The sequence below is a fragment of the Metabacillus sp. KJ11-3 genome, from assembly GCF_055808295.1.
Window position 1 is genome coordinate 198,251 of record NZ_CM147865.1, and the last position, 25,822, is coordinate 224,072.

Consider the following 25,822-nt stretch of genomic DNA (forward strand, 5'->3'; position numbering starts at 1 on the left):
ACTATGACATCGTTAAGCATGGAGGTTAAGTAAATGAACTATGATGTAATAATAATTGGGGCAGGTTCGATGGGGATGGCAGCAGGTTATTGCCTATCAAAAAGTGGAAAGAAAACATTATTGCTAGACTCTTTTCATCCACCTCATAACAAAGGTAGTCACCACGGAGAAACGCGGATCATTCGATATGCGTATGCAGAGGGTGAAGAATATGTACCTTTTATCCTTAAAGCCCAGGAATTATGGAATGAATTAGAAAGAGATACAGGAAAGTCATTATTTATCCCGACAGGTGTGCTCAGTGTTGGGAATAGAGAGTCTAATTTTATTCAAAATACGATCTCAAGCTCTACTACATATTCGTTGCCACTAGAAGTGATGGATCCAGCAGAAGTGCAAAATCGTTGGTCCGGTATCACAATGCCTAACGATTCTATTGGCTGCTTTGAACCAACTTCAGGTGTTCTTAAATGTGAAGAAAGTATAAAAGCGTATCAAATGCTTGCTGAAATGAATGGTGCTACGATTCTTTCAAATAGCAGAGTGAAAGAGATTCATATTCAAGAAGAAAAGGTAACGATTAAGACTAGCGATAAGACCTTTTACTCGGATTCATTGGTTGTTGCTGCAGGAGCATGGTCCGGTCATCTCCTTTCTATGCTGGATTTGGATCTTCCTCTTACACCGGTAAGAAAGACATTTGCCTGGTTTGATGCTAATGAAAAAATCTACAACGCTAACGATTTCCCGGCCTTTGCATTTGAGACTTCGCGAGGACTTTATTATGGTTTTCCAAGTGTTGATGGCGCAGGTTTGAAGGTTGGCCGTCATGATGGAGGAGAACGTATCAATCCAGATGAAGTGATGAAGCAGTTTGGTGAAATAGTAGAAGATGAAGAGGATTTGATTCAATTTTTGAATCAATATCTCCCTGAAATTGGTCGGTTGAAGGAGGGGAAAACCTGTATGTATACACTTACTCCAGATGAAAAATTTGCAATTGATGTCCATCCTAAGTATTCCAACGTTGCCATTGCAGTGGGATTCTCAGGACATGGATTCAAATTTAGCAGTGCAGTTGGACAAGCTTTAAGCAACTTGATTGTTTCAGGTAAGAATGAAATAGATATTTCTCAGTTTTCAATAGATCGGTTTCATAATTGAGGAGCTGCTTGTGGTCTTTTTAAATTGCCCGATAGGAACCAACAAAATATGGAGGATTTATGATGAGTAAATATCAATTGATCAGTGACTACAAGCACATAAAAAAATATAAGGAAAGCTTTAATGAACTTGCAAAGCTGGTATTTAACCTGGATTTTAAGGAATGGTATGACAAAGGCTGTTGGAATGACAATTATATTTGTTACTCATATATAGATGGAGATAAAGTCATCGCAAACGCTTCCGTCAATAAAATGGTCGTCATTTGTAATGGGAAAGAATATAAGGCAATTCAAGTGGGGACGGTTATGACACACCCTGATTACCGCCATAAGGGATTGGCAGCCAGGCTAATGAATATAATCATTGAAAAATATGAAAAGGAATATGACTTTATTTACTTATTCGCAAATGATACAGTGCTGGATTTTTACCCTAAGTTTGGTTTTGAAAAATTGAAAGAAAGCAGATTCAGCTTGAAAACTTCCGATTTGAAAAAGCAAGTTTTATCTAAATCTACTATACGTAAGCTGGATAGCGATAATCAGGCTGATTTCGAATTGATGAAGGGATTTGCAGCTGAAAGAATACCTGTATCCTCCACTTTTGGGGTGAAAAACAATGATCAACTATTACTTTTTTATTTTATCTTTGTTTTCAATGGTGCGACATATTATATCGAAGAAGAAGATACGATTGTAATTGTGAAACAGGAAGAAAATAAACTTCATATTTTTGATATTCTTAGTAAAGAAAGCGTGGATTTAGTGAGGATTTTAAATCATATTGTTTCTGCTAATACGCAGCTCATGGAGTTCTATTTTACACCAGATTCTAACAGTGAAAACATCTATACGGAGATTATAACAGGGAGTGATGATACCCTGTTCGTCCGACCATTCATAAAAGATATGCCAAGGCATTTGTTATTTCCGTTAACATCACATGCATGAAAAAGAATAAAGACAATGTGTTGGAGGAATCTCAATAGTAATGTTTAATATGAGGGCGATTCTTCATTCAGAAGGATCGCTTTTTTTCATTTTATAACCTCTTTTAGAACCTTCGAATAGGACAAGAAGAATAGCTGAAAAGTTATAATCATTTTTGTTTTTATGCTCACTTTCTCTACTTCTTCATATTTTTAGGGTCTAAATACCCTGCTCTAAGAAACTGATTATATCGATCGATAAAATACTTGGACTATAATCAGGGGGCAACAAAATCTACTTTAGAAAGGAAGGAAGCTTTTGAAGAAGGGGAGAGGGAGTTATCGACGGGTATTTTTTACTTTATTCACATGTGTCTTGGTTGTCTCATCTTTAGTAGTCATCCCACAAAATGAAAGGGCTTTCGCGGATGAGGGAAGTGTATTTGATTCGATCTATGAAGCAGAAGAAGCTACGATCAAAGAAGCAATCATAGACAACCAGCATCCTGGTTATACTGGAACAGGTTTTGTTGATTATAAACCGAATGCTCCAGGAGGGACGATCACATGGACCATTCCAGATATTCCGGCAGATGGAGAATATTCTTTCGTATTCCGCTATGCAAATGGATCAGCAGAAAATAGACCTGTTGAAATCACGGTTAATGACCAAATTGTTCGTAAGCAACTGGATTTTTATTCAACTGGAGAATGGACAAATTGGCAAACTGTTTCAATTAAAGTGGACCTAAATGCTGGTGATAATACCATTGTAGCAAAAGGGGTAGGTCCAAGCGGCGGGGCAAATATCGATCATCTGCATATACACAATTCTACTGAAGATCCAGATGATGATAGCCCTAAACCTATTGAAGTAGAACAGGTAGAATTACAGGAATTAGTGAATGGTGTAACCCTGAAGAAACTAGATGCAGCAGGTATGGTTGATACCTCTACACATACGGAAGGCGATCAGATGTCAAAGCTTGCATTTTTCGCAGCCATCAATCGTGTTATGGGCTTCTATAAGGAAGAAACTTATAAAAACATTGAGAGAGATTTCTCAACAAACACTTGGTGGAGCTACGTATTAGAAGCAGCAACACAGGAGGGGTATGTCGCACAAGACCAAGTTGAAAACATAAAGGCAGAAGAGAAGATAACAAGACGAGAAGCGGCACGTATTATAAGTGAAATTTTGGACCTAAAACCTGGAAAAGGAAACAATAACAATGCAGTAGGGGCGGTCGTTTCTAAAGGAATTATGTCAGGAAAGCCGGGATTCGGTAAAAAAGATTATGTCACAATAGGTGAGGCAGCGAGAATCTTAGAAAAAATAGAAAAAGTAACGAATCCACAGTCAAATGAGATTCATGTTGTGAATTCGTTGTCTGTTACACCTCAATTAGTTGTTGTGATGTTGAATGGACAAGTAGAGAATTTTGATGTGAAAGCATTTGCAATAAAAGCCGCAACCGGATCTTTTAACGGATTAAATCCTTCCTTGGAAAATGTATACCCGACACGTGCGGCAGTTGGGGAAAATACATTTGGTGATACTGTTGTTTTATATGAACTTCAGCAGCCATTAAAAGATGGAAAGATTGCGAAAGAAGAAAATAATGAGTTTACTGGTGATCTTGAAGAAGCAAAGAAACGTGCGGAAAACCTTGTGTCATGGCAGATGGATCATGGTGGATGGACCAAAAGCATGGATGAAGAATATAGCAGGCCGTGGGATGGACAGGAAAAGCGCTCAACACAATTTGGACCTAATGGTGAAGAATTAGGTTCCATTGACAATAATGCAACGATCAAGGAAATTCGATATATTGCTGAGGTTTACAGGGAAACAGGTAATGAAAAGTTGAAAGAAAGTATGTTAAAAGGCATTGATTTCTTACTTACGATGCAATATGAAACAGGCGGCTGGCCGCAAGTTTATCCACAGCGAGGCGATTCTCCGGAGAGCTCTGTGTATTATTCTAATTATGTTACATTTAACGATAATGCGATGATTAATGTTTTACAACTGATGGATGATTTAGTAAATGAAAAATATCCTTTTGATCAAAACATAGTAGATGATTCTTTAAGAAGTAAGCTTGAAGGATCTATGAATAAAGGGATTGACTATATTTTAAAATCTCAAATTAAAGTAGACGGAAAGCTGACAACCTGGTGTGCGCAGCATGATCCAATTACGTATGAAGCACAGCATGCCAGAGTTTATGAACATCCATCGATATCCGGAAGTGAATCGGTGGGGATTGTGAAATTCTTAATGTCACGTCCAAATCAAACTCCAGAGATTCAACATGCGATTTTAAGTGCACTTCAATGGTTTGATGAAGTAAAACTTGAAGGAATTCGCTACGTAAGCGGGGACCCAAATGGAGTTTATTTTGTTGAAGACCCGGAAGCTGTGACATGGTACCGCTTCTACGAAATTGGAACGAATGAACCAATTTTCTCCGGAAGAGATGGTGTCATTAAACGATCCATTCAAGAAATTGAAAAAGAACGTCGTGATGGGTATTCTTGGGGCGGAAGCTATGCAAAGCAGCTAGTAGAAATAGCAAAAACAACAGGATACTTTGAAAACCGTGTTTATGTGGAGGTTCTACCTAATAATTTAGAGGATACCTATGGTAGAAAACTTGTTAAAGGGGAGGTTCATAGAGTGGAAGATGCAACAGAGGAATTAAAGAAACGAGATGTCAAATTGACAGTTTCAAAGGATGAGAGTGGAGAATATCAAACAGTTCAAGCGGCTATTGATGCTGTACCTGCCAATAATACAGACCCGGTTGAAATTTTTGTGAAAAACGGTGTTTACAAAGAGGTCATAAAAGTACTCGCAAATAAACCATTTATTACATTAGTAGGAGAAAGTGCAGAGAAGACTATACTAACGTATGATAACTATGCAAAAAAGGAAAGGCCTGAAGGTGGAACATATGGCACAAGTGGCAGTGCGAGTGTGTACCTGTATGCAAATGATTTTACAGCCAAAAACATGACGATGGAAAATTCCTTTGATGAACGTTTGGTAGAGGATGGTTCACAAGCGGTTGCTGTTTATACACGGGGTGAGCGAATGAAGTTTCACAATGTACGCTTCATAGGGAACCAGGATACACTTTATGTGAATGATGGAACTCAATACTTCAGTCAATGTTATATAGAAGGTGATGTTGATTTTATTTTTGGTGGGGCAAGAGCTGTTTTTGATGAGTGTGAGATTGTCTCAGTAGATAGAGGCTCTAAAACAAATAATGGCTATATCACAGCCGCAAGTACAGATATCAACAAACCATTTGGTTTTCTGTTTATCAATAGCAAATTAGTAAGCGAAGCTGCAGATGGAACGGTTTATTTAGGAAGACCTTGGCACCCTGGAGGTGACCCGAATGCGATTGCAAGTGTGGTCTTCAAAAACAGTGAGCTTGGACCGCATATTCACCAGAATGGGTGGACAGATATGTCAGGCTTCAGTGCAAAAGATGCGAGATTTTTTGAGTATCAAAACGAGGGAACTGGTGTAAATCTTTCACGTCCTCAATTAACGGATGAAGAGGCTGAACTTTATACTGTTGAGAATGTGTTAAATGGGTGGAATCCGAAGTAATAGGCAGGAAAAAACAAGTTGGTTGTATAAAATCTCCGTTTATTTTATTCGTTATTGGGGATTATTCTTAATAGTCTTACTTACAAGGAGAGATTTTATGGAGTTTGATGGGAACAAAATAAAAGAAAAGGCCATAACAGCATTTAGTAGGTTGAAAGATAATATGAAGGGAACCTTTTATGATATGGCTGAGATTCCTTATTCTTCCGTACAGCAGCTGGCTGAGTTTATTCAGATGCACCCTGACACAGAGATAAGCACAAAAAATTTGCTTGGCAATACTTATACATTTTTCAAGCTCAAAATTAATGACAAACATTTCTATTTAGAAACCAACAATGAACGTATCTTACAAATGGATGGTTATTCAAACGGAAAAGAATTCGTTTCGTATCGATCCTATCGGAATGATCATTTGGATTCACCTGTAAAACTGATTTGATCATGAAAAATGGGCTTTTTTCATACAGAAGGAAGCCCATTTTTTATACTATCAGAAAGTAAAAGATTTTATTGATGATAGATAGTATAAAAAAACTAAGGATTTCGCCATTATGACTTGGCGATAAGCCAGGTTTTTCTAATCGTTATAGTTTAACAAAAAAACGATTGTCGTTTATGATGGTATCGACGATTTCAGTTGTATGTTTTAGAGTTGTATCATATAGAAATGGTTCGTTAGAGGGAAGTGATTCCAGCTTCTTCAATAAAAATAAAGAGCGATCAATTGACTCGCGATCCCCACGCGAATGGATACGTTCGATGAGTTTTTCTTTATCAGCCCTTAAGACGATATATTTCAATGTTACTGGCAGGTTGTTTATCTGCTGACAAAACCACTCGAACTCATCTTCCACCACAAAGTCAATGACGATGTTATAACCATGGTGAGTAAAGTTCTTTGTTAGGGCCAGGATATTCTCCCACGTTAGTCTTAACCTTTGTTCCCATGCAGTGTCTGAACCATTATCAAACATTTGTAGAATATAGTCACCATGAATAAGAACACAGTTCGAAACATTTTGAGCAAGTTCTTTAGAAGTTGTTGATTTTCCAATCCCGATTGGACCTGATACGAGATAGATGATGGTTTGGTCTGACATTGTAACATCCCTCCTAGGCTATACAGTATATATTTTACTCTCATATTAGCATAAGATCTGATGCCTCTATACTAAACGGCTGAACATTTTTAAGACAAAACAAGGGACAGTCCTGCACTATATATAAGTGCTAAGGACTATCCCTATACATACTTCTTATTGAATGAATTATGCCACCTTATCCCAGTCTGAAATATCTTCATCAAGCTGAAGATTATTTGCCCGAGCCTTTTTAGCAGCACGGAAGAATAGGACAAGCAGGATTGCTGTTCCGATCACACCACCATACCACGAAACATCCATTGATAAGCGGAAGCCGATTTGGGCATTAAGGATATAGGTAATCACCATAACGAGCATAAACGATCCTGGGACAAGTGATACCCAGTAATTTTTCTTTGCAATATATAAATACATGGCTCCAACAAATAATGCAATGACCGCTGTTGCTTGGTTGGCCCAACTGAAGTATCTCCATAAGATGTTAAAGTCAATCTGAGTTAACACAATTGAGATAACGAATAACGGAATCGCAATCCATAAACGGCTCGATATTTTTTTGTGCGATGTTCAGGTATTCAGCAATAATCATACGTGCACTACGGAAAGCAGTATCACCGGATGTAATAGGTAAAACGACAACACCAAGCACGGCAAGTGTACCGCCGATTGCGCCGAGCATCGTTGTTGAAACTTCACTTACAACCGCACCAGGACCGCCTGCTGCAAGCACTTCATTTAAACCGTTATAGCCGTCAAACAAGCTCATAGATGCTGCTGCCCAAATCATGGCAATGATCCCTTCAGCAATCATCATGCCGTAGAAAATTTTACGTCCTTGTTTTTCATTTTGCGTTGTACGCGAAATGATAGGTGTTTGTGTAGCATGGAAGCCTGAAAGAGCACCACAAGTGATTGTGAAAAAGATCAATGGAAAAATTGGCGCATGATCAGGATGGAAATTTTGGAATGAAAGCTCAGGAATTGGTGCTCCTGTTACGATTAACCCAATGCCCACACCAAGTGCACTAATGACGAGCAATGCACCAAAGTACGGATATAAGCGACCGATAATTTTATCAACTGGTAAAAGCGTTGCTAAAATATAGTAAAGGAAAATAAATCCAATAATTAAGCCTAATGCAATCTTGCCATCCATCAATACATGTAAAAGACTTGCAGGTGTTGAAACAAACACGGTTCCTACTAAAAGAAGAAGCAGGACTGCGAATGCGTTTACAACATGTCTCATAACTTTACCAAGAAATTTACTAGCAAGCTCAGGTAAATGGGCACCGCGGTTACGGATTGAGATCATCCCTGTTAAATAGTCATGGACAGCCCCGGCAAAAATACAACCGACAACGATCCAGATAAAGGCAGCCGGTCCGTAAAGCGCTCCCATAATCGGACCAAAAATAGGTCCTGTTCCTGCGATATTTAACAATTGAATGAGTGAATTCTTCGATGTGCTCATTGGAACATAGTCAACGCCATCGCTGTTCACATATGCAGGAGTTGCACGACTTTCTTTCACCCCAAACATTTTTTCAATAAATTTACCGTACGTAAAATAACCTATAATTAAAAGAGCAATACCTCCTAAAAACGTAAACATTATGACTCCCCCTTTTTATGAATGCGTTTACATAAAGTATAATAGAATACTAGTTTGAAAGGGGAAGTTTGTGGCCGAAAGGCCAAAAACAGAGGTTATCATGTTGAAAATCAGAATTAAGATGCAAGGAAGGGTGTTAAATTTCCAAGTGTATTCTTAATGACTTCACATAATTTCTGCTAACGGCCAACATTTCGTCTCTACCTTCGAGTTGCAGCTGATACGCACCATTGAACCAAGGGGTTAGTTTTGAAACATAGGATAAGTTTACAAGATAGCTCTTATGTATGCGAAAAAAATCGAAAGCAACAAGTCTGCTTTCCAGTTCCTTAAGAGGTGTTTTTGTTTCGAATTCTCCATTTTTTGTAATTAGCTTCGTTACTTTTTCGTCCCTGTATATATAAAGGATGTCTGCAGGGTCAAGATAAAAAATCTCTCCCTCAGCTTCAATTGGAAGTTTTCCGGAACGTTTACCAATCTCACCTTCATCGTTATTTGCCAATCTTTTTTCAATCCGCTGGATGGTTTCCCGTAACTGATCTTCATCATAAGGTTTTAATAAATAATCAATTGCATCGTAGCGGAACGCCTCTGCAGCAAATTGCGGATACGCTGTCGCGAAGACAATAAGCGGGACCTTTTTCAATTCCATTAGTGCTTTTGCCGCTGCCATTCCATTCATTTTTGGCATTTCTACATCTAAAAAAACAACATCAGGCTGAAGCTGAAGAGATTTCATAACGGCGGCTTCGCCAGATTCTGCTTCACCAACAATGTTGATCGATGGGAACTCTTGTAATAAATGTTTTAGCTCATCACGGCTATATAATTCATCATCAACAATTAATGTCTTTATGGTTGATTTCATTTGTTTTTTCCTCCACTTCATAGGGAATTGAAAAGGAAATGTCTGTGCCTTTGTCAGGTTCGCTTGCAATTTTTAGTGCTGCAGCTTCTCCGAACATCATTGTCAGCCTTCGATTTACATTATAAATGGCAAGACCGCTTCCCTTCTCGGAGTGTATCGGAGTTTGCGAGAGTTGATTGGCAAGTTCTTTACTCATTCCTTTACCATTGTCTTTTACACTTATATAAGTGATGTTCTTTTTCTTTCTTATTGTCATATTCAACAAACAGTTTTCCTCTTTATCCTTGAAACCATGTTTCATTGCATTTTCAACAAGTGGCTGCAGTGTAAGCGGAGGAATGCTTTGATGAATGGCTCCATTATCTATATCATAGATAATGGTCAAGCGATCAACAAAACGTGCTTCCTCAATCGCAAGATACGCTTTTACATGTCGTAATTCCTGCTCCAACATAATCTTAGTATGTGTTGTCACAGTCAGATTTTGACGTAAAAAATGTGACAAAGAAACGAGCAATTTACGTGCTTTTGCCGGATCAATACGGACAAGGGAAACGATTGTATTAAGTGTATTAAATAAAAAGTGGGGGCTGATCTGTGCTTGCAGTGCTCTGATTTCTGTTTCTTTTGCAAGCTGGTAAGCCTTATCAGCTTCAGAGACTTCAAGCTGATTACTGATCATCGAACTAAGTCCGGTAATCAACTCCATCACAACATTCGTTATTTCTTTTTCAGAACGAAAATAAAATTTTAGCGTACCGATTGGTTTATTTCGCAATTTTAAAGGAGCAATTACGGCTGCACCGAGTGGGCAACTTTCATCACGACAATGAATGGAGCGTTGATTCGCGACAACAATCTTGTCCTGTTTGATCGCGTCAGTCGTAATCTTCGTCTGTATTGGGCTTTCCGCACGGTGATGATCATAGCCAAGACCAACATGTGCGAGAATTTCTGTCGTATTCGTAATTGCCACGGCACTTGACTTGATTTCATTATGGATAATGTGACAAACAGCACCAGCAGAATTAGTGGTGAGGCCATTGCGCAGATAAGCTAACGTCTGGTCGGCAATCCGCAATGTTTTTTGGGCCTGCATAGCACCGGCCTTTTCTTCTTCATTAAATACGCTTTTAATTATCAATAGAAAAAGCGCAGAACCGACTCCGTTCGCAAAAATCATAGGAATACCGATCATTTCGACTAATGCCACAGCCTGTTCAAATGGACGTGAAATGAGCAATATGACAACCATTTGCAATGTCTCGGCAAATGCTCCAATCAAAAAAGCGGAACGTAACTTTACATGTTTATTCGTTTTATGAAAGAATCCGGCGATCAATCCTGCTAGAATGGTAGCAAGACCACAGGAAATCCCCGTAAATCCGCCTAATGTGATCCGATGAAGCCCTGCAATTAAACCTGCACCGATCCCGACTTTGTATCCGCCGAGAAGCCCGCCTAAAACAACACCAATTACGCGCGAATTGGCGATTGCTTCATCTGTGGAAAGATCAGAAGGAAGACGGTTAAATTGGAGGGTTTCTGTACTAAGGCTCAAGCCTGAATATGTACCTATAATGCCGAAAAAACCAAAGAAGATGATTGCCGTCACATTCTGTTTACGATTAAGCTGATCAGAATAAATCATCTCACGAAAGAATTTGAATCGCGTCAAAATAAAAGCAATCATGACAATGATACCAAGGCGTTCGACCATTGTGAGTAATAAATCAAACATGTAAAAAACCCCTTTTGAGAATGGAAACGTTCCTACAGTTACCTTTCCCAGTTGATGATTTTGTCTAGTAAGGTTGTAAAACAATCGTTCGAAAAAATAATAGTTGATATCACCTTTAAATTTACCAAAACTCTGTCAGGGAATCCACATATCGTATATAGTTAAGAAAACGAGCTGTTATCTTAAGTATTTGTAAGGTATTTGAAAAGGAGGGTTCCTCATGGATATTAAACTCGAAATATTAGAAGGTGAACATGTTAAACTTTTGCCTATGCAAAAGCATCACATACAAGGGCTATATGAAGCAGGATGTGATCCTATGATATGGACTCACTTACCTAAAGAGATGGCAACGTTTGATGATATGAAGGATTTTGTAGAATCTGCTCTCTATAATAGGGAAAAGGGCATAGAATTTCCCTTTGTCATTATACAAAAAGAAACCAACAAAATAATTGGAAGTACACGTTTTCTAGATATTTCCCCTTTAAACAAATCACTAGAGATAGGCTGGACCTGGTTACATCCATCTGTATGGGGGACAGAAATAAATAAAGAATGCAAATATCTTCTATTAAGCTATTGCTTTGAATCCCTTGGAGCTATTCGTGTCCAATTCAAAACCGATGAACGAAATACTAGATCTCAAAAAGCGATTGAGGGAATCGGCGGAATGAAGGAAGGAATCTTAAGAAATCACATGATCAGAAAAGATGGAACATATCGGAACTCTGTATACTACAGTGTAATAGAAAGTGAATGGGATGCAGTAAAATTAAATAATAGATATGTGTTTTCTTTTTCCACAAGTTCATTTGGATACTATTTTTAAAGTCGGTAGTGGAATGGAGCGGAAGGCACTAAGACTCCTGCGGGAAGTAGAGGAAAGGCTCAGATTCCTCCCCGGCGCGGAGTGTCTGGAGCGCAATGGAACGGCTAAATTTCATCTTCAAATGCATTAAAAAGCAACAAAGTATGCAGAAGAACCTAATGATGATAAAAAATGAATGAAATACCTAAGCGTTTAATCTATTTAATTGAGAGATTATGATTACAATCGAGGTGATCCCCCATGATATTAGTCAGTTCTTGTTTAGCTGGTTTAGAGGTAAGATATAATGGTACACATTGTTTAAATAACAAGATCAATAAACTAATAGAAGAAAAAAAGGCAATCCCCGTATGTCCTGAACTACTTGGCGGTTTTTCAACCCCCAGAGAACCTGCTGAAATCATAGGCGGTAATGGAGAAGATGTATTGGATGGGAAAGCTAAAGTAATCGAGAAATCAGGTAGAGACGTAACAGAATTATACATAAAAGGTGCATACACGACCTTACAACAAGCTAGAGATGTAAAGGCAACAGTCGTTGTCCTTAAAGAGTATAGTCCCTCGTGTGGAAGTTCCATGATATATAATGGTGAATTTATAGGGAAGAAAATGGACGGAAATGGAGTCACAACAGCCTTATTAAAACGAAACGGTATAAACGTAATCTCAGAAAAACAGCTTGCTGATCACTCGATTTCTTTATAAAGAAAAAACTTCCGATCATAAACATTCAAGATCGGAAGTTTAGATCACAGAATTAAACCCCTGGAAACCAACCAGGTGTGTTGATAATAGCATTCCACAGAGGATCAGGAATGACCAATTCCTCCTGCTTATCTTTATCAATTTTTGTAACAATTGCAGCTTCTTTTCCTTCTGCAATTTTTTGTACCCAATCAGGATCAATAATTAACTCTCTACCTAGTGCCAGAAGAGGAATTCCACTTGCAAATGCGTTACGGGCATCTTCAGCTGTATAAATAGAACCTACCCCTATAAGTGGAACTCTGTTATTTATTGTTTCCTTAAGATAATCAATTCTAGTTTTCGTTAAATCCTCAACACCTCTTCTTGGTGTTGAAAAGAAATCCATTAACGATACATGCAAATAATCAAGACCTTTTTCAGTTAAAGCATCGACTAAGATAAGAGTCTCATCCATTGTAATCCCAGGTGTTTCAGGTTCCTCCGGAGAAAAACGATATCCAACAATAAAGGGAGTTTTTGCATGCTCCTGAACTGCTTTTTTCACTGAGTCAACTACGGCCAATGGAAACGTCATTCGTTTTTCAAGACTTCCACCAAATCGATCATCACGTCTATTCGAATGAGGGGAGAAGAATTGTTGAATTAAATATCCGTTTGCTCCATGAATTTCAACTCCATCAAATCCTGCTTCAATCGCACGACGGGTCGTTTCTCCAAAAGCATGGATGATTTCCTCAACCTCAGTCTCTGTTAATGGTCTTGGTTTTACATCAGGCTCATCTGTGGAAACACCGCCTTTTTCAGCAGGAATATCACTTGCACTGACAATTTCACCATTTGGGACTAATTCCGGCGGGCACATTCTTCCACCGTGGAAAATTTGCAGTACTGCTTTTGCACCTTGATCTTTAATGCTTGTTGCTAACTTTTTTAAACTGGGGATCATTTCATCAGTGTCAGCCCCGAATTCACCGTGAAATCCTTTACCATTTGGAGTGACATATGTACAAGCTGTAATCACCATGCTGACTCCTTTAGAACGTCTAGCATAGTAATTCACTTCTGCATCTGTAACTGTACCATCTGAATTAGAAGAGAAATTTGTCATCGGTGCCATGACAATTCGGTTTTTTAATTGAATTCCATTAGGTAATGTATAGGAAGATAATAAAGATTCATTTTGCTCGTTCATCAAACTTGTTCCCTCCTTCATGAGAATACGGCTATGATAAAATATCAGATTTGATTTGTACATCAATATGCTTCACCTAACTTTTGTATTTTATGAAAATCAATGGAGAGGCATAAGTTGAATATATTTCTTTTTAAAAGGAGTAAAAGGGAGCTAGAATTCATGAAGCAAATGTGGGAGATTAAATGAAAACGCCGATATCTTATATTCAGCAAACCCACATCTTTTTGAATGTATAGCAAACGTTGAAAACGATAGTAATGAGGAGGTTCCACATGAGATGCGGTTCAAAATGCTTTGTAGTCGAAATGGAAGTAAGAGGAGAGGTGCGAAGGGAAGCAGTCACTGCAAAAACATCAGTTGATGCAAGGAAAACGATTCGGATTGAATATGGAGCAGAAGCACAAATTTTATCTGTCAGGGAAAAGAACAAAAAATAGAGATGGATATACACATGCTGAAAATGCCTGTATTTAGCGGTTTCTTAGGGAGAAGGGCATCATATGCTTTTCTTGTATATTATATTGCGCACAATATAATTGTTGACAATTTATTTGGTGTATTTTAGAATGAATTTACAAGTTATTTAGTTGTGTAAAATTAAATTTTAAAAAATATACTTTTATAGAGGAGTGTTATATATGTCAAATGTTTTATTTACTTCAAGTGTTTCTGCAGTAGGCGGAAGAGAAGGACGTGTTCAATCTAAAGGTGGAAACTTAAACTTAGAAGTGGCTATGCCGGGGACGCCACGTGCGAAGTCAAATCCGGAAGCAACCAATCCTGAACAATTATTTGCTGCAGGCTATGCTGCTTGTTTTGACAGTGCTTTACAAATGATTTCACGTAAACAACATATTACATTCGAGTCGGAAGTAACTGCTCATGTCAGTCTACTTAAAGATGAAATTGACCAAGGGTTTAAACTAGGTGTGACACTTCATGTAAAGGGAACCGGGATTGAACAAGACACCCTTGAAGAACTTGTTCATAAAGCTCACGGCTTTTGTCCATATTCAAAAGCCACAAAAGGAAATATCGAAGTTCGTTTAGAATGTGAAGCAATTTAACTTTGGATTTGTAGGAGATAAAAATATACTAAATCAACATCATTAAAACGTTCAATTAAAATAAGCTAGAGTTTGTGTAAAATGAGGTTTTCCTTTTAGGAAACCTTTTTTTGTGCTCAAATTTTCTATCAGGTGCTAGTTTTATACAAAAAATGCAAGAATCGTCCTTTTTATCTCTTGCTAAAAATCTATAATTAAAGAATGAAAACACTTTCATATACGCGTGATGAAAGAGTTACTACAAGAAGATGGAGGTCAAAGATATGGAAGAAGCAAAGCAGGAATACACCCCGCTTCCAAGCGGAGAAAAAAATGAAAATGCTCCTTTTGGTGTGAAGGATAAGATTGGCTATTTGCTTGGGGATCTTGGAAATGATTTCTTCTTTATGCTTGTTAGTGCTTTTTTAATGGTTTTTTATACAGACATTTTTCATATTAGTGCAGCACTTGTAGGAATGTTATTCCTTGTAGCTCGCTTATGGGACGCGGTCGCTGATTTTGCCTGGGGTCGTTTTATTGATACAAGAAAACCAACCGCACAGGGGAAGTTCAGACCATGGATTTTGCGAATGTCATTTCCACTTGTATTAACAGGTGTGCTTATGTTTGTTCAAATTCCCGGTATGTCTGACGGATTTTATCTCGCATGGGCATTTGTCACCTATATTGTATGGGGGACGCTTTACAGTACAGTGAACATTCCGTATGGATCGATGGCATCTGTTATTACAGACAATCCGGTTGAACGGACTACTCTCTCAACGTGGAGAACAATGGGAGCGATGTTGGCTGCCTTGGTTATTAATGTACTTGGTCCACTCGTTGTATTCGTGGATAACGAGATCAACGCAGACCGTATGTTAATGCTTGCAGTGCTGTTTGGCATACTTGCTATTACTTGCTACTTTGGATGTTACAAGCTGTCAACAGAGCGCCTTGTTGCAAAGGATCCGAATCAGCAAAAGGGCAGTATGAAAGTAACAATGAAAGGGATGCTTAAGAATAAGCCGTTAATCTGGATTTTACTTGCTTCCTTGATTTTTATGGTCAACACAATGCTGATTAATGCAGTAAATGTGTATTTATTTAAGGATTATTTCGGTAATGCCACAGCGTTGAGTATGATTGGACTGGTTCAGACTGGAGCAGTTTTCATTGCGATTCCACTTGTAAAACCGATGGTTAAGAAACTAGGTAAAAAAGAAACAGCAGCGATCGGAATGGGACTTGCTGCATTTGTATATTTTGTCTTGTACTACTTGAAAGATTTATCTGCGATTGAATTTGTGGCTTTCTCGGCAGTCGGAATGTTTGGTTTTGCCTTTTTCAACCTTGTTATTTGGGCGTTTGTGACAGACGTCATTGATTATCATGAATATGTAACCGGTTTACGAGAAGATGCAACCGTTTACTCTGTCTATTCTATGGCACGGAAAATTGGCCAGGCAATCGCAGGCGGTGTAGGAGGCTTTGCTGTTGCAGCAGTCGGGTACGATGCAGCGCGTGCTGACCAGACACAGGAAGCGTTAAATGGGATTCACTCACTCGCCACGCTCGTGCCATCTATCATTTACGGGTTGATTTTCCTTATTCTTGTTTTCTTGTATCCTCTGAATAAACAAAAAACAAATCAGCTGGCAGTTGATTTGGCTGAAAAACGAATAAATCAAGATTAATCAAACAGAGGTGTCTCTCTCATTGAGACACCTCTGTTTTGTCACTTCCATACGACCTCCATTTGCCTGGTGGCATGCCGGTGAATTTTTTAAACACACGGATAAAATAGGCAGCGTCTTCAAATCCGCATTTACCTGTAATGTGTTCAATAGAAGCATTATCTTTCTTCAAAAGCCGCTTTGCTTTTTGAATACGGAGCTGATGGACAAAGTGACTCATTGTAGACCCGGTTTCTTTTTTGAATTGGCGTGCAAGATGTGAAGGATGAACTCCTAATTCGTCTGCAAGTCTCACGGCATCAAATGGTTCCGTAAAATGGCTATGAAAATAGCGAACAGCTTCTTTAATCAGCATGGTGTAGCCGTTTAATTGATTTTGACGGACAAGGTGACAATATTCATTTCCCATTGTTTCCTGTAGCTTGTTCAGAGAATGAACGCTGTTTATTCTCTCAATAGAGATTGCAAATTTTTCAGATAGATAATGCAGCAGTATAGGTGGAACTCCACCGCGTTCCGCTGCCAGCCTGAAGGTCGTATTTAAAATAATTAAGCTGTTTTTAATGGCCCTGAGCGGTTTATTGGGAAAACGGGACGAAAAGTCAAATAAATTTCCGGTTTTTTTATTCAGCATTTCAAGTGACTCAGCATCTCCTGTTTCAATTGCATGGATCATATCATTATTAATCTTATATCGCAGATGAATAATCGAATGGTCAGCTTCTTCTTCACGAGTTTTTGAATGGGAAGAAGAGGACTCTGTTGCTTCAATTGACGAAATCGAAACGGCTTCCATTTGTTTTAGATGCATGAGCAGACTTGCTGCACTGTGTTGGGCAGCTTGGTTTAAAATTGGGAGGTTCCGTAATGTATGTTCATTCAGTGAGCCTGTTTGTTCATGTGGAAGCTGTGTTAAGAAAGGTCCGGCAATAACTGCTGTGTCCGATTCATATGCACCTCCCATATATACGATCTGATCGTGATGCCAGAAATGACAAATAGTAGGCTGCTGATGGACAACTCTAATAAGAGCATTGAATGCTGCTTTGTTCAGATGATCAGGAATGGAATGTGGAGCATGAAGGGTAATCATTGAACCTGCAGCTTCAAAAGCGTATATATTCATATTTGTTAATTGGAAAAAGGACATAATGGACGAAGATAATTGAAAAGAGTCACCCATTTTATCAACTCCTGGTTAAAAAAGTTCAATAAGTGCAAAAAAAGTTATTTTTCCACATCATTATACGCCTTATAATAGTATCTGTAAACACTTACAAAAGAGAGGTGCACTTAAATGTTATATCCGATTTTAACAGATACACGTACAGTGATTGACTTAAATGGAATCTGGAATTTTAAGCTTGATAAAGGGAATGGCTTTGACGAAAATTGGTATTCTAAACCTTTGACAAATACAATGAGCATGTCTGTTCCATCATCTTTCAACGATACAGGACTTACAGCAGATATAAGGAACCATATCGGCTGGGTCTGGTATGAGAGAGAGGTAACTGTACCGGCTATTTTAACTTCTGAGCGCATTGTACTCCGCTTTGGTTCTGCAACACATAAAGCGAAAGTTTATGTAAATGGAGAACTTGCTGTAGAGCATACTGGTGGTTTTACACCGTTTGAGGCAGAAATTAACCGTTTTTTGCAAAAAGGACAAAACCGTCTGACAGTTGCAGTGAATAATATTGTCGATGAATCAACCCTTCCAGTTGGTTTTTACTCAGAAGTAGAAGTTGACGGCATTGGAAAAAGGGCGAAAAACAATCCAAACTTTGACTTCTTCAACTACGCCGGCATTCACCGCCCGGTAAAAATCTATACAACACCAAACATATATGTAAAAGATATTACGGTTGTAACCGAACTTGACGGTATTATTCAGTACAAAGTCGAAGTAGAGGGCGAAGCTGAAGTTAGTGTAAAGGTCCTGGATGAAGACGCTCAGATTGTGGCTGAAGCAGCTGATTTGGAAGGCTCTGTTACAATTCCGGATGTTAGATACTGGGAGCCGTTACATGCTTACTTATATACATTGCGTGTGGAGCTTTTACAAGATGGTAAAGCCGTAGATATATATGATCAGTCATTTGGAGTTCGTACCGTTGCGGTAAGGGGCGGTCAATTTTTAATAAATGAAAAGCCGTTTTACTTTAAAGGATTTGGCAAGCATGAAGACACACCTATTCATGGACGAGGCTTTAATGAAGCAGCAAATGTGCTCGATTTTAACTTAATAAAATGGATTGGCGCCAATTCGTTCCGCACTGCCCATTATCCGTATTCAGAAGAAATAATGCGCCTTGCAGACAGAGAAGGAATTGTCGTCATTGATGAAACCCCTGCGGTCGGCGTTCATTTAAACTTCGCAGCTACATTGTTCGGTGAAAGAGAAAAGCGTAATACATGGGAACATATTGGTACGAGAGAAGCACATGAACAAGTGATTCGAGAGCTTGTAGAAAGGGATAAAAATCACCCAAGTGTTGTTATGTGGTCTATAGCGAACGAACCGGCTTCAGAAGAAGAAGGCGCACGCGAATACTTTGAACCATTAGTGAAGCTTACAAAAGAGCTGGATCCGCAAAAGCGTCCGGTAACAATTGTTACACATCAATGGTCGAATCCTGAAACAGACAAAATCGCTGAACTTGTTGATGTACTCGCACTGAACCGTTATTATGGCTGGTATGTTGATAGCGGGGAATGGGATATGGTTCGTCAGAATATCCGTAAGGAATTTGACGGCTGGAAAAAACGCTGTCCAGGCAAACCGATCATGTTCACTGAATATGGGGCTGACACAGTAGCCGGCATGCATGACGTAGATCCTGTCATGTTCACAGAAGAGTTCCAGGTGGAATACTATCGTGTCAACCATGAAATCTTTGATGAATATGATGAATTCATTGGTGAACAAGTGTGGAACTTTGCTGACTTTGCAACAAGCCAAGGAATTATGCGTGTACAGGGGAACAAGAAAGGCATCTTCACCCGTGACCGTAAACCGAAGGCTGTCGCACATGATTTACGTAAACGCTGGAAAAGTATACCCGAATTTGGATATAAAAAAATTAAAGAACAGCAGATCTAATTTAATAAATTTGAAGTGGCCACACATCTTTGAAAGATGTGTGGTTTTTATATGCTCCTCTTTTAAGCTTCCTTAACTAGACTTACCTTATTAACTAAACCCTTTAGCGCAGCTACCTTCGTTACTTTTTTAAATAAGAAGTAACCTACCACAGCACCCAGTGTATTTGCAATAAGGTCATTAATATCGGAACTTCTACCATTTCCTAGCGTTGCTTTAACGACTGCTTGAATCATTTCAAAAGACAAGCTAATCAATAATCCATGATAGGCAATCTTTTTCAGTGAATGATATTTTTTATTAAGTAAGGGCAGGTACATGCCAAACGGGACCATCATGATGATATTTAGTAGAAATGTTTTGAGATCAATTGTTACTAGTGGAATAAAATTAATAGACATATACCAGGGAGTTAGATTTGCGTATTTTCCTATATTTACATCTATAGGGAAGAAAACGAAATGTACCACACATAAAAAATAAAGATAAAAGGATGTTAAAAGAAGAAATTGCCCCAAGCTGTTTTTATTTCTAAGAAACGTTTCAAACATCATAAATAGTAAGATACCAATAAAAGTTGGGACAAGGATATACCACGACTGAATTGTAAACATAATTGAATCTTCCACTATTTTTCCTCCAAATGTAAATTTTTTAAAATCTATATGTGAGCAGAATGTATTACGTTCTGGAATGTTTACAGTATAGTCAATGATTTTTAAGTTTTTATTAAGAAATGTGCAAGGAATTATGAATCTTCTAGTATAAATTCCTTAAAAAGTATCCATTCAGCTAAGAAGAGAATTTTAATGTGCTAAGTTTTTTAATAACAAAGGAACTCTTATCAGGAAGGCCTCATTTGAAGGGTTTAACGAGAGGTGCTAGGGGATAAATCTGTATTTCATAGAGTCAATACCAATAAAAATAGACCGTAACTATGTGCATAGTGAACGAGATCACTATGACCAGTACAGTCAAACGAGGACGAGTAAGTTTATTTGGTTGAGTAATATTCTAAAATAAACGATCGATATGAATCAAGAGTTGGATAACCATCGAAATTTGATAACATACCATGAATAACTGGTAATCTCGGTTTTTCCTTGCCAATTTCCTCTTTTAATACTTGAAAAGTAATGACTAATTCATCTGACCCTAGTTTTTCTATTTCTTCTTCAAGATTCTTCAGTACATTTGACATGGAGGGATGATCAGAGAATAAAAAATTAGCCAAAATGGATTCTGCTTTATCCTTTGTTAAGAAGGGTTTGTCTTTATGAATGTCTTTTACGATACTGTCCAGCCTATTATGCAAAAATTCAGTCAGGCTTTTCAAATCAAAATCATGTGTTGAAAACAATAGAACACCCATATACGATTTAACTATTCCTTCAAGGATAATGGTAATATCCCATGAGAACGGCTCAACTTCCGGTCCGTAAATCTCAATGATTCTTTTACGATAATGCTGATGTGATTCCATCTGCTTTTCAAATAGAAGTTGTTTAATCGTGTCATTTCTTGGGATAGCCTGCTCTTTAGCCAGCATGACGAGAAGTTCCCGATGGGTAATAAAATGTGAATACAGAGCCATTTGTTCCCGGATTAACTTATCGCGAGGATTTTGAATGTCTTTTGTTACTTCGGAAAATGCTTTATGAATCATATCAAAATGATGTTGTAGTATGGCTAACAATAGATCATCTTTTGATTTAAAGTGTAAGTAAAAAGCACCTTTGGAAATGCCGCTTTCTGAAGCAATCTCTTGAACGGAGGTTGCAGAAAATCCCTTACTTGCAAAAAGTCTCATCCCAACTTCTATAATTTGCATATCTTTCGCTTTCATAAAAATAACCCCCGGATCCCAATTTCGAACTTATATTATAACGAATAAGGAATAAATGTGAAACTTTTGTTAATCATAGCCGTAAATAATGACAAATGGCCTAACAAAAAAATTGACGGATGACTGGCTGGTCAGTTATATTAAGTTTATTGTGACTAACCGGTCATTAGCATTTACATTATATCAGAGTAATCAACCTTAATCAAAAGGAAGAGGAAGGTGTCATTTTTGAAAAGTTTAGTCAACTTCGTTCTGAAAAATAAACTTGCTGTATGGTTATTAACGATCATTATAACTGTTGCAGGTTTATATTCCGGGACAAAAATGAAAATGGAAAGTATACCGGATGTATCCATTCCGTATTTAATTGTGATGGGGGTTTATCCAGGGGCAACGGCTGAGCAAGTAATGGATGAAATATCGATGCCTATGGAACAGAATATAGAGGGACTTGAAGATGTTGCGGCTGTTTATTCAAATTCCTCAGCAAACGTGGCTCAAGTCCAGATTGAGTATGAATATGGCGTAGATATGGGTGAGAAAAAACGTGAACTTGAAGCAGCCATTGATAATATTTCATTACCGGAAGATGCTGAAGAACCAACAATAATGGCTCTTAGTATGAATATGATGCCAGTTGTTGCATTATCTATCAGCAGCACAGAAGGTGATATTGTTGACTTATCTACAAACGTTGAAGAAACAATCTTACCGGAAATTGAAAAAATAGATGGGGTTGGATCTACAACGATTACCGGCCAACATCTTGAGGAAGTTCAATTCACTTACGACCATGCAAAAATGGAAGAGTTAGGCTTAACTGAGGATACTGTTAAGCAAATGGTCCAAGCAAGTGATATGGCTCTATCTCTAGGCCTGCAGGAATATAAAGAAGGTGAACAAGCTCTTTCTATTGATGGTGATATTAAAACGGTTGAGCAATTAAAAGAACTATTAATTCCTGTTACACCATCAGAGAAAAATCCAAATCCGTTTGTAAAATTAGGGGATATTGCAAAGATAGAAACAGTTGGTAAGGTACAATCTATTTCGCGTACAAATGGGGAAGAAGCCATTTCTGTCCAAATAACAAAAGGACAACAGGCAAACACAGTAGACGTTGTGAATGCTGTGAAAGATTTAATAGCAGAACAAGAAGAGGACATAGATGGTTTAGTTATCGATGTTACATTAGACCAAGCGGAACCAATTGAAGATTCCGTTTTCACGATGGTAGAAAAAGCATTATTCGGTGGTTTGTTCGCGATCATCATTATTCTTTTATTCCTTCGTGATATCAAATCAACGATTATTTCCATCATATCAATTCCAGTTTCCATCTTTATGGCATTTTTATTGTTAAATTGGCTTGATATAACATTAAACATTATGACATTGGGTGCAATTACGGTTGCGATTGGACGGGTTATCGATGACTCGATTGTTGTAGTGGAAAATATATATAGAAGGATGCACCTTGAAGAAGAGAAGCTTCGAGGACGTGCGTTGATTCGTGAAGCAACAATTGAGATGTTTAAACCAATTCTTTCTTCCACACTTGTAACTGTTGCGGTATTCGCACCACTTATGTTAGTGGGCGGGATGGTTGGTGAGTTATTTAGACCATTTGCTTTAACAATGACATTTGCTCTTGGTGCATCATTACTTGTTGCGATTACCATTGTGCCGGCGCTCTCACACTTCTTATTCCGTAAGAAATTATATGGAGAGAAACAAGCATCGAAGCATAAAGAGGTTGGAAGAATTGCAACTTGGTATAAAGGTGTTTTAGAAAAAGTACTCAATCATAAAATCATTACATCCATTATTGCGATCGTATTATTAGTTGGCTCACTTGCGCTGACTCCTCTAATCGGTTTCAGTTTTATGGGGTCTGAAGAAGAAAAAGTAATGTATTTGACTTATACACCAGCTACAGGTGAACTTGAAGATGAAACGTTAAAAAATCTTGAAGAAGTCGAAAAAGAATTAATGAACCGTGAGGATCTGGAGACTGTTCAATTATCATTTAACAATAGTGATAGTGCAGACGCATCCATGATGATGATGGGTGGAGGAAACGGGGCATTAATGTATCTGTTCTTTAATGAAGATACGGAAAATTTCTCCGATGTGAAAGAAGAAGTTGAAGAGTATGTCTTTAACATTGACCAATCAGGTGAATGGAAATCCCAGGACATGATGGGCGGAGGAATGGCATCAAACGAAGTAAGCTATACACTGTATAGTGAAGACTTAGATGATTTAAATAAGGCGGTTAACCAAGTAGAGGGCGCATTGAAAGAGGTAGAAAACCTTGAAGATGTAGAATCTGATATGGAAAATCCATATGTTGAGCATGTGCTGAAAATAGATCACGAGGATATTATGCAATATGGTTTAACAACTGGGCAAATCGTTGGGGCATTATCAGCTACAGGCTCTGAAGAAGTGTTAACAACAGTGGAAAATGACGGAGAAGAAATAGATGTTATCGTCCAACGCGAAGAAAAAATGGATGCAACATCAATTGATGAATTACTTGAAACAGAAATCCCTACTGCTACAGGCTCCACAATGCCTTTATCTGAGCTAGTTAAAACAGAAGAGGGTACGACTTATAACACACTATCCCGTAGTAAAGGGGAATTCTATGCAACTGTTTCTGGTACAGTAACGACTGAAGATGTTTCTACGGCAACAACTGAAGCAGATGAGAAGATTAATGATTTGAATTTACCTAAAGGTGTAGAAACTGGAGTCGCTGGTGTTGCGGCTGACATGCAAGAAACATTTACACAACTAGGTATCGCAATGATTGCAGCAATTCTCATTGTTTACTTTATCCTGGTTGTCACATTTGGAGAAGGATTAGCACCATTTGCGATTCTATTCTCATTACCATTTGCCGTAATTGGTTCATTTGTAGGTCTATGGATTGCCGGTGAAACAATTTCTGTATCGGTTATGATGGGGTTACTTATGTTAATTGGTATCGTTGTGACAAACGCGATTGTCCTTGTGGACCGAATTATTCATATGGAACGCGATGGAATGTCATTACGTGATGCGATTATTGAAGCAGGAGCGACAAGACTTCGTCCAATCTTAATGACAGCTATTGCTACGATTGGCGCGATGGTTCCAATGGTATTTGAAGGTGCAGGATCTGCCCTAATATCTAAAGGATTAGCCATCACAGTAATTGGTGGTCTAACATCGTCAACCATTTTAACATTAGTCATTGTACCGATTGTATATGAGGTACTTTCAAAAATGTTGAAGAAAAATCGTAAAGAAGTAGAAGAAAATTAATCTTTGAATGACAAGAACCCTCAATCTTTGGATTGAGGGTTTTAATATATAGACAAAATGTTACATTATTCATGAATCTAATGCGGATAGGTTGTGAGGGGCTTTCAACTTATGAGTGGAATTTTATACGCCCAATTTGTTTTTGTCTTGCGCCCTCCGTTACGTCATATGCTAACCTAAATTTATGGAGGGATGACGAATAATGGTTAATCAAGAACCGTTTTTTACGATTAGTGAGTTTGGAAAACGAGCAAGGATCACGGTACGAACTTTACGTTTTTATGAAGAAATCGGAGTATTGGAACCAGCACAACAAAACAGCTCTGGTCACAGGTTATACGGATTGACTGAATTAGCGAAACTGCAACAAATTCAGTCTCTAAAATTTTTAGGATATTCATTACAGGAAATAAAAACATTAATTGAAAATGATACGGATGCTGTTACTCAACTGAATAAATCTTTACCCTTGCAGCATAATCTTTTGACAGAAAAGAGAAACGAGTTAAATCGTGCAATCGAAGCAGTAGAGCGAGTTAAATTTTTAATCGAAAATGGAAAGTCGATCACGTGGACGGTTTTAAGTTCTTTACTTTTTCAGATGGAACATGAACAAGACCAAATGGAATGGGTAAAAGAGTATTTTTCAGAAGACATTGCGAATCAATTTTTTCTCTTCCCAAAAAACATCGTCAACAATTAGATGTTGAAATGTTAGATTGGTTGGCAACGGTGAAAAAATTGATGAAAGATGAAGTTTCACCACAATCGAAAGAAGCATTTGATGTACTTGTTAAACTAACTGAATTGGCAACAAAACATGTCGAAAATAAAGAAGAACTTGCAGATCAACTTGTACAAGCACAGGAAGCAATGGAATCAGATGTCATGAATTTTCAGTTTCCTACTTTATTAACACCTAAAGAAGAAGCCTACTTATTGGAAATAGGAAGAGTGATGGAAGCTTTATATAATGAAAATGACGTTTGAATTGTTAATAAGGTATACGTAAAGTGTTAAG

The 25,822-nt window shown here is 38.0% G+C and carries 20 protein-coding genes and 1 pseudogene; 13 read left to right on the forward strand and 8 right to left on the reverse strand.

All coding sequences use genetic code 11. The features are described from left to right. Positions 1-33 precede the first annotated feature (33 nt). The 4 genes from solA (at position 34) to AC0L8O_RS01090 (ending at position 6,168) form a co-directional block, all read left to right on the forward strand. Positions 34-1,164 carry an N-methyl-L-tryptophan oxidase gene (gene solA, locus AC0L8O_RS01075; RefSeq protein ID WP_473446244.1) on the forward strand — a complete coding sequence of 377 codons (1,131 nt, stop codon included), beginning with the start codon at positions 34-36 and terminating at the stop codon, positions 1,162-1,164. Between the two features lie 59 nt (positions 1,165-1,223). Next, positions 1,224-2,117: a GNAT family N-acetyltransferase gene (locus AC0L8O_RS01080; RefSeq protein ID WP_473446245.1), complete on the forward strand. Its 894-nt coding sequence runs from the start codon at positions 1,224-1,226 to the stop codon at positions 2,115-2,117. 297 nt (positions 2,118-2,414) lie between these two features. Then, positions 2,415-5,726, forward strand: coding sequence for a pectate lyase (gene pelA, locus AC0L8O_RS01085; protein ID WP_473446246.1), 3,312 nt, complete (start codon positions 2,415-2,417; stop codon positions 5,724-5,726). Between the two features lie 97 nt (positions 5,727-5,823). After that, complete coding sequence (locus tag AC0L8O_RS01090; protein WP_473446247.1) at positions 5,824-6,168, forward strand: hypothetical protein; 345 nt, start codon at positions 5,824-5,826, stop codon at positions 6,166-6,168. A gap of 145 nt (positions 6,169-6,313) precedes the next feature. Here AC0L8O_RS01090 and AC0L8O_RS01095 read toward each other — a convergent pair whose 3' ends face one another. The 4 genes and pseudogenes from AC0L8O_RS01095 to AC0L8O_RS01110 form a co-directional block, all read right to left on the reverse strand. Further along, positions 6,314-6,829 carry a P-loop nucleotide/nucleoside kinase family protein gene (locus AC0L8O_RS01095; protein WP_473446248.1) on the reverse strand — a complete coding sequence of 172 codons (516 nt, stop codon included), beginning with the start codon at positions 6,827-6,829 and terminating at the stop codon, positions 6,314-6,316. A gap of 168 nt (positions 6,830-6,997) precedes the next feature. Then, positions 6,998-8,447: pseudogene (locus AC0L8O_RS01100) on the reverse strand (carbon starvation CstA family protein). A gap of 136 nt (positions 8,448-8,583) precedes the next feature. Then, complete coding sequence (locus tag AC0L8O_RS01105; RefSeq protein WP_473446249.1) at positions 8,584-9,315, reverse strand: LytR/AlgR family response regulator transcription factor; 732 nt, start codon at positions 9,313-9,315, stop codon at positions 8,584-8,586. After that, positions 9,284-11,056 (reverse strand): LytS/YhcK type 5TM receptor domain-containing protein, encoded by a 1,773-nt coding sequence (locus tag AC0L8O_RS01110; RefSeq protein WP_473446250.1) that lies wholly within the window; start codon positions 11,054-11,056, stop codon positions 9,284-9,286. Before AC0L8O_RS01110 ends, AC0L8O_RS01105 begins: the two co-directional genes overlap by 32 nt. Positions 11,057-11,276: 220 nt before the next feature. Between AC0L8O_RS01110 and AC0L8O_RS01115 the strand changes: the two genes are divergently transcribed. Further along, complete coding sequence (locus tag AC0L8O_RS01115) at positions 11,277-11,888, forward strand: GNAT family N-acetyltransferase (protein WP_473446251.1); 612 nt, start codon at positions 11,277-11,279, stop codon at positions 11,886-11,888. Positions 11,889-12,128: 240 nt separating this feature from the next. After that, on the forward strand, positions 12,129-12,593 hold the full coding sequence (locus tag AC0L8O_RS01120; protein ID WP_473446252.1) for a 2-thiouracil desulfurase family protein: 465 nt from the start codon (positions 12,129-12,131) through the stop codon (positions 12,591-12,593). A 52-nt stretch (positions 12,594-12,645) separates the two neighbouring features. On the opposite strand, the gene AC0L8O_RS01125 is transcribed toward AC0L8O_RS01120, so the two are convergent. Continuing rightward, entirely contained in the window at positions 12,646-13,788 is a 1,143-nt protein-coding gene (locus AC0L8O_RS01125) for an NADH-dependent flavin oxidoreductase (RefSeq protein ID WP_473448561.1), read from the reverse strand. Positions 13,789-14,063: 275 nt separating this feature from the next. Between AC0L8O_RS01125 and AC0L8O_RS01130 the strand changes: the two genes are divergently transcribed. From AC0L8O_RS01130 to AC0L8O_RS01140, 3 genes are all read left to right on the forward strand, one after another. Then, positions 14,064-14,228: a hypothetical protein gene (locus AC0L8O_RS01130; RefSeq protein WP_473446253.1), complete on the forward strand. Its 165-nt coding sequence runs from the start codon at positions 14,064-14,066 to the stop codon at positions 14,226-14,228. Between the two features lie 201 nt (positions 14,229-14,429). Continuing rightward, positions 14,430-14,858 carry an organic hydroperoxide resistance protein gene (locus AC0L8O_RS01135; protein WP_473446254.1) on the forward strand — a complete coding sequence of 143 codons (429 nt, stop codon included), beginning with the start codon at positions 14,430-14,432 and terminating at the stop codon, positions 14,856-14,858. A gap of 263 nt (positions 14,859-15,121) precedes the next feature. Beyond that, entirely contained in the window at positions 15,122-16,534 is a 1,413-nt protein-coding gene (locus tag AC0L8O_RS01140) for an MFS transporter (RefSeq protein WP_473446255.1), read from the forward strand. A gap of 19 nt (positions 16,535-16,553) precedes the next feature. Here the strand turns inward: AC0L8O_RS01140 and AC0L8O_RS01145 are convergent, their stop codons facing one another. Further along, positions 16,554-17,717, reverse strand: coding sequence for a helix-turn-helix domain-containing protein (locus tag AC0L8O_RS01145; protein ID WP_473446257.1), 1,164 nt, complete (start codon positions 17,715-17,717; stop codon positions 16,554-16,556). 114 nt (positions 17,718-17,831) lie between these two features. Between AC0L8O_RS01145 and uidA the strand changes: the two genes are divergently transcribed. Continuing rightward, positions 17,832-19,640, forward strand: coding sequence for a beta-glucuronidase (gene uidA, locus AC0L8O_RS01150; RefSeq protein ID WP_473446258.1), 1,809 nt, complete (start codon positions 17,832-17,834; stop codon positions 19,638-19,640). 62 nt (positions 19,641-19,702) lie between these two features. On the opposite strand, the gene AC0L8O_RS01155 is transcribed toward uidA, so the two are convergent. Both AC0L8O_RS01155 and AC0L8O_RS01160 read right to left on the reverse strand, forming a co-directional pair. After that, positions 19,703-20,269: a VanZ family protein gene (locus AC0L8O_RS01155; protein WP_473446259.1), complete on the reverse strand. Its 567-nt coding sequence runs from the start codon at positions 20,267-20,269 to the stop codon at positions 19,703-19,705. 365 nt (positions 20,270-20,634) lie between these two features. Next, positions 20,635-21,486: a TetR/AcrR family transcriptional regulator gene (locus AC0L8O_RS01160; protein WP_473446260.1), complete on the reverse strand. Its 852-nt coding sequence runs from the start codon at positions 21,484-21,486 to the stop codon at positions 20,635-20,637. A gap of 228 nt (positions 21,487-21,714) precedes the next feature. Between AC0L8O_RS01160 and AC0L8O_RS01165 the strand changes: the two genes are divergently transcribed. From AC0L8O_RS01165 to AC0L8O_RS01175, 3 genes are all read left to right on the forward strand, one after another. Further along, a complete protein-coding gene (locus tag AC0L8O_RS01165; protein ID WP_473446261.1) occupies positions 21,715-24,801 on the forward strand; it encodes an efflux RND transporter permease subunit in 3,087 nt (1,028 codons plus the stop codon). Positions 24,802-25,003: 202 nt separating this feature from the next. Then, the gene (locus AC0L8O_RS01170) at positions 25,004-25,504 is read left to right on the forward strand and encodes a MerR family transcriptional regulator (protein ID WP_473446262.1); all 501 of its coding nucleotides are present in this window, start codon (positions 25,004-25,006) and stop codon (positions 25,502-25,504) included. 29 nt (positions 25,505-25,533) lie between these two features. After that, entirely contained in the window at positions 25,534-25,791 is a 258-nt protein-coding gene (locus AC0L8O_RS01175) for a hypothetical protein (RefSeq protein ID WP_473446263.1), read from the forward strand. The last annotated feature ends 31 nt before the right edge of the window (positions 25,792-25,822 follow it).

Coding starts and splice junctions, on each gene's coding strand:
- solA (WP_473446244.1), top strand. CDS start 34: ATGAACTATGATGTAATAATAATTGGGGCAGGTTCGATGGGGATGGCA.
- AC0L8O_RS01080 (WP_473446245.1), top strand. CDS start 1,224: ATGATGAGTAAATATCAATTGATCAGTGACTACAAGCACATAAAAAAA.
- AC0L8O_RS01090 (WP_473446247.1), top strand. CDS start 5,824: ATGGAGTTTGATGGGAACAAAATAAAAGAAAAGGCCATAACAGCATTT.
- AC0L8O_RS01095 (WP_473446248.1), bottom strand. CDS start 6,829: ATGTCAGACCAAACCATCATCTATCTCGTATCAGGTCCAATCGGGATT.
- AC0L8O_RS01105 (WP_473446249.1), bottom strand. CDS start 9,315: ATGAAATCAACCATAAAGACATTAATTGTTGATGATGAATTATATAGC.
- AC0L8O_RS01110 (WP_473446250.1), bottom strand. CDS start 11,056: ATGTTTGATTTATTACTCACAATGGTCGAACGCCTTGGTATCATTGTC.
- AC0L8O_RS01115 (WP_473446251.1), top strand. CDS start 11,277: ATGGATATTAAACTCGAAATATTAGAAGGTGAACATGTTAAACTTTTG.
- AC0L8O_RS01120 (WP_473446252.1), top strand. CDS start 12,129: ATGATATTAGTCAGTTCTTGTTTAGCTGGTTTAGAGGTAAGATATAAT.
- AC0L8O_RS01125 (WP_473448561.1), bottom strand. CDS start 13,788: ATGAACGAGCAAAATGAATCTTTATTATCTTCCTATACATTACCTAAT.
- AC0L8O_RS01130 (WP_473446253.1), top strand. CDS start 14,064: ATGAGATGCGGTTCAAAATGCTTTGTAGTCGAAATGGAAGTAAGAGGA.
- AC0L8O_RS01135 (WP_473446254.1), top strand. CDS start 14,430: ATGTCAAATGTTTTATTTACTTCAAGTGTTTCTGCAGTAGGCGGAAGA.
- AC0L8O_RS01140 (WP_473446255.1), top strand. CDS start 15,122: ATGGAAGAAGCAAAGCAGGAATACACCCCGCTTCCAAGCGGAGAAAAA.
- AC0L8O_RS01145 (WP_473446257.1), bottom strand. CDS start 17,717: ATGGGTGACTCTTTTCAATTATCTTCGTCCATTATGTCCTTTTTCCAA.
- uidA (WP_473446258.1), top strand. CDS start 17,832: ATGTTATATCCGATTTTAACAGATACACGTACAGTGATTGACTTAAAT.
- AC0L8O_RS01160 (WP_473446260.1), bottom strand. CDS start 21,486: ATGAAAGCGAAAGATATGCAAATTATAGAAGTTGGGATGAGACTTTTT.
- AC0L8O_RS01170 (WP_473446262.1), top strand. CDS start 25,004: ATGGTTAATCAAGAACCGTTTTTTACGATTAGTGAGTTTGGAAAACGA.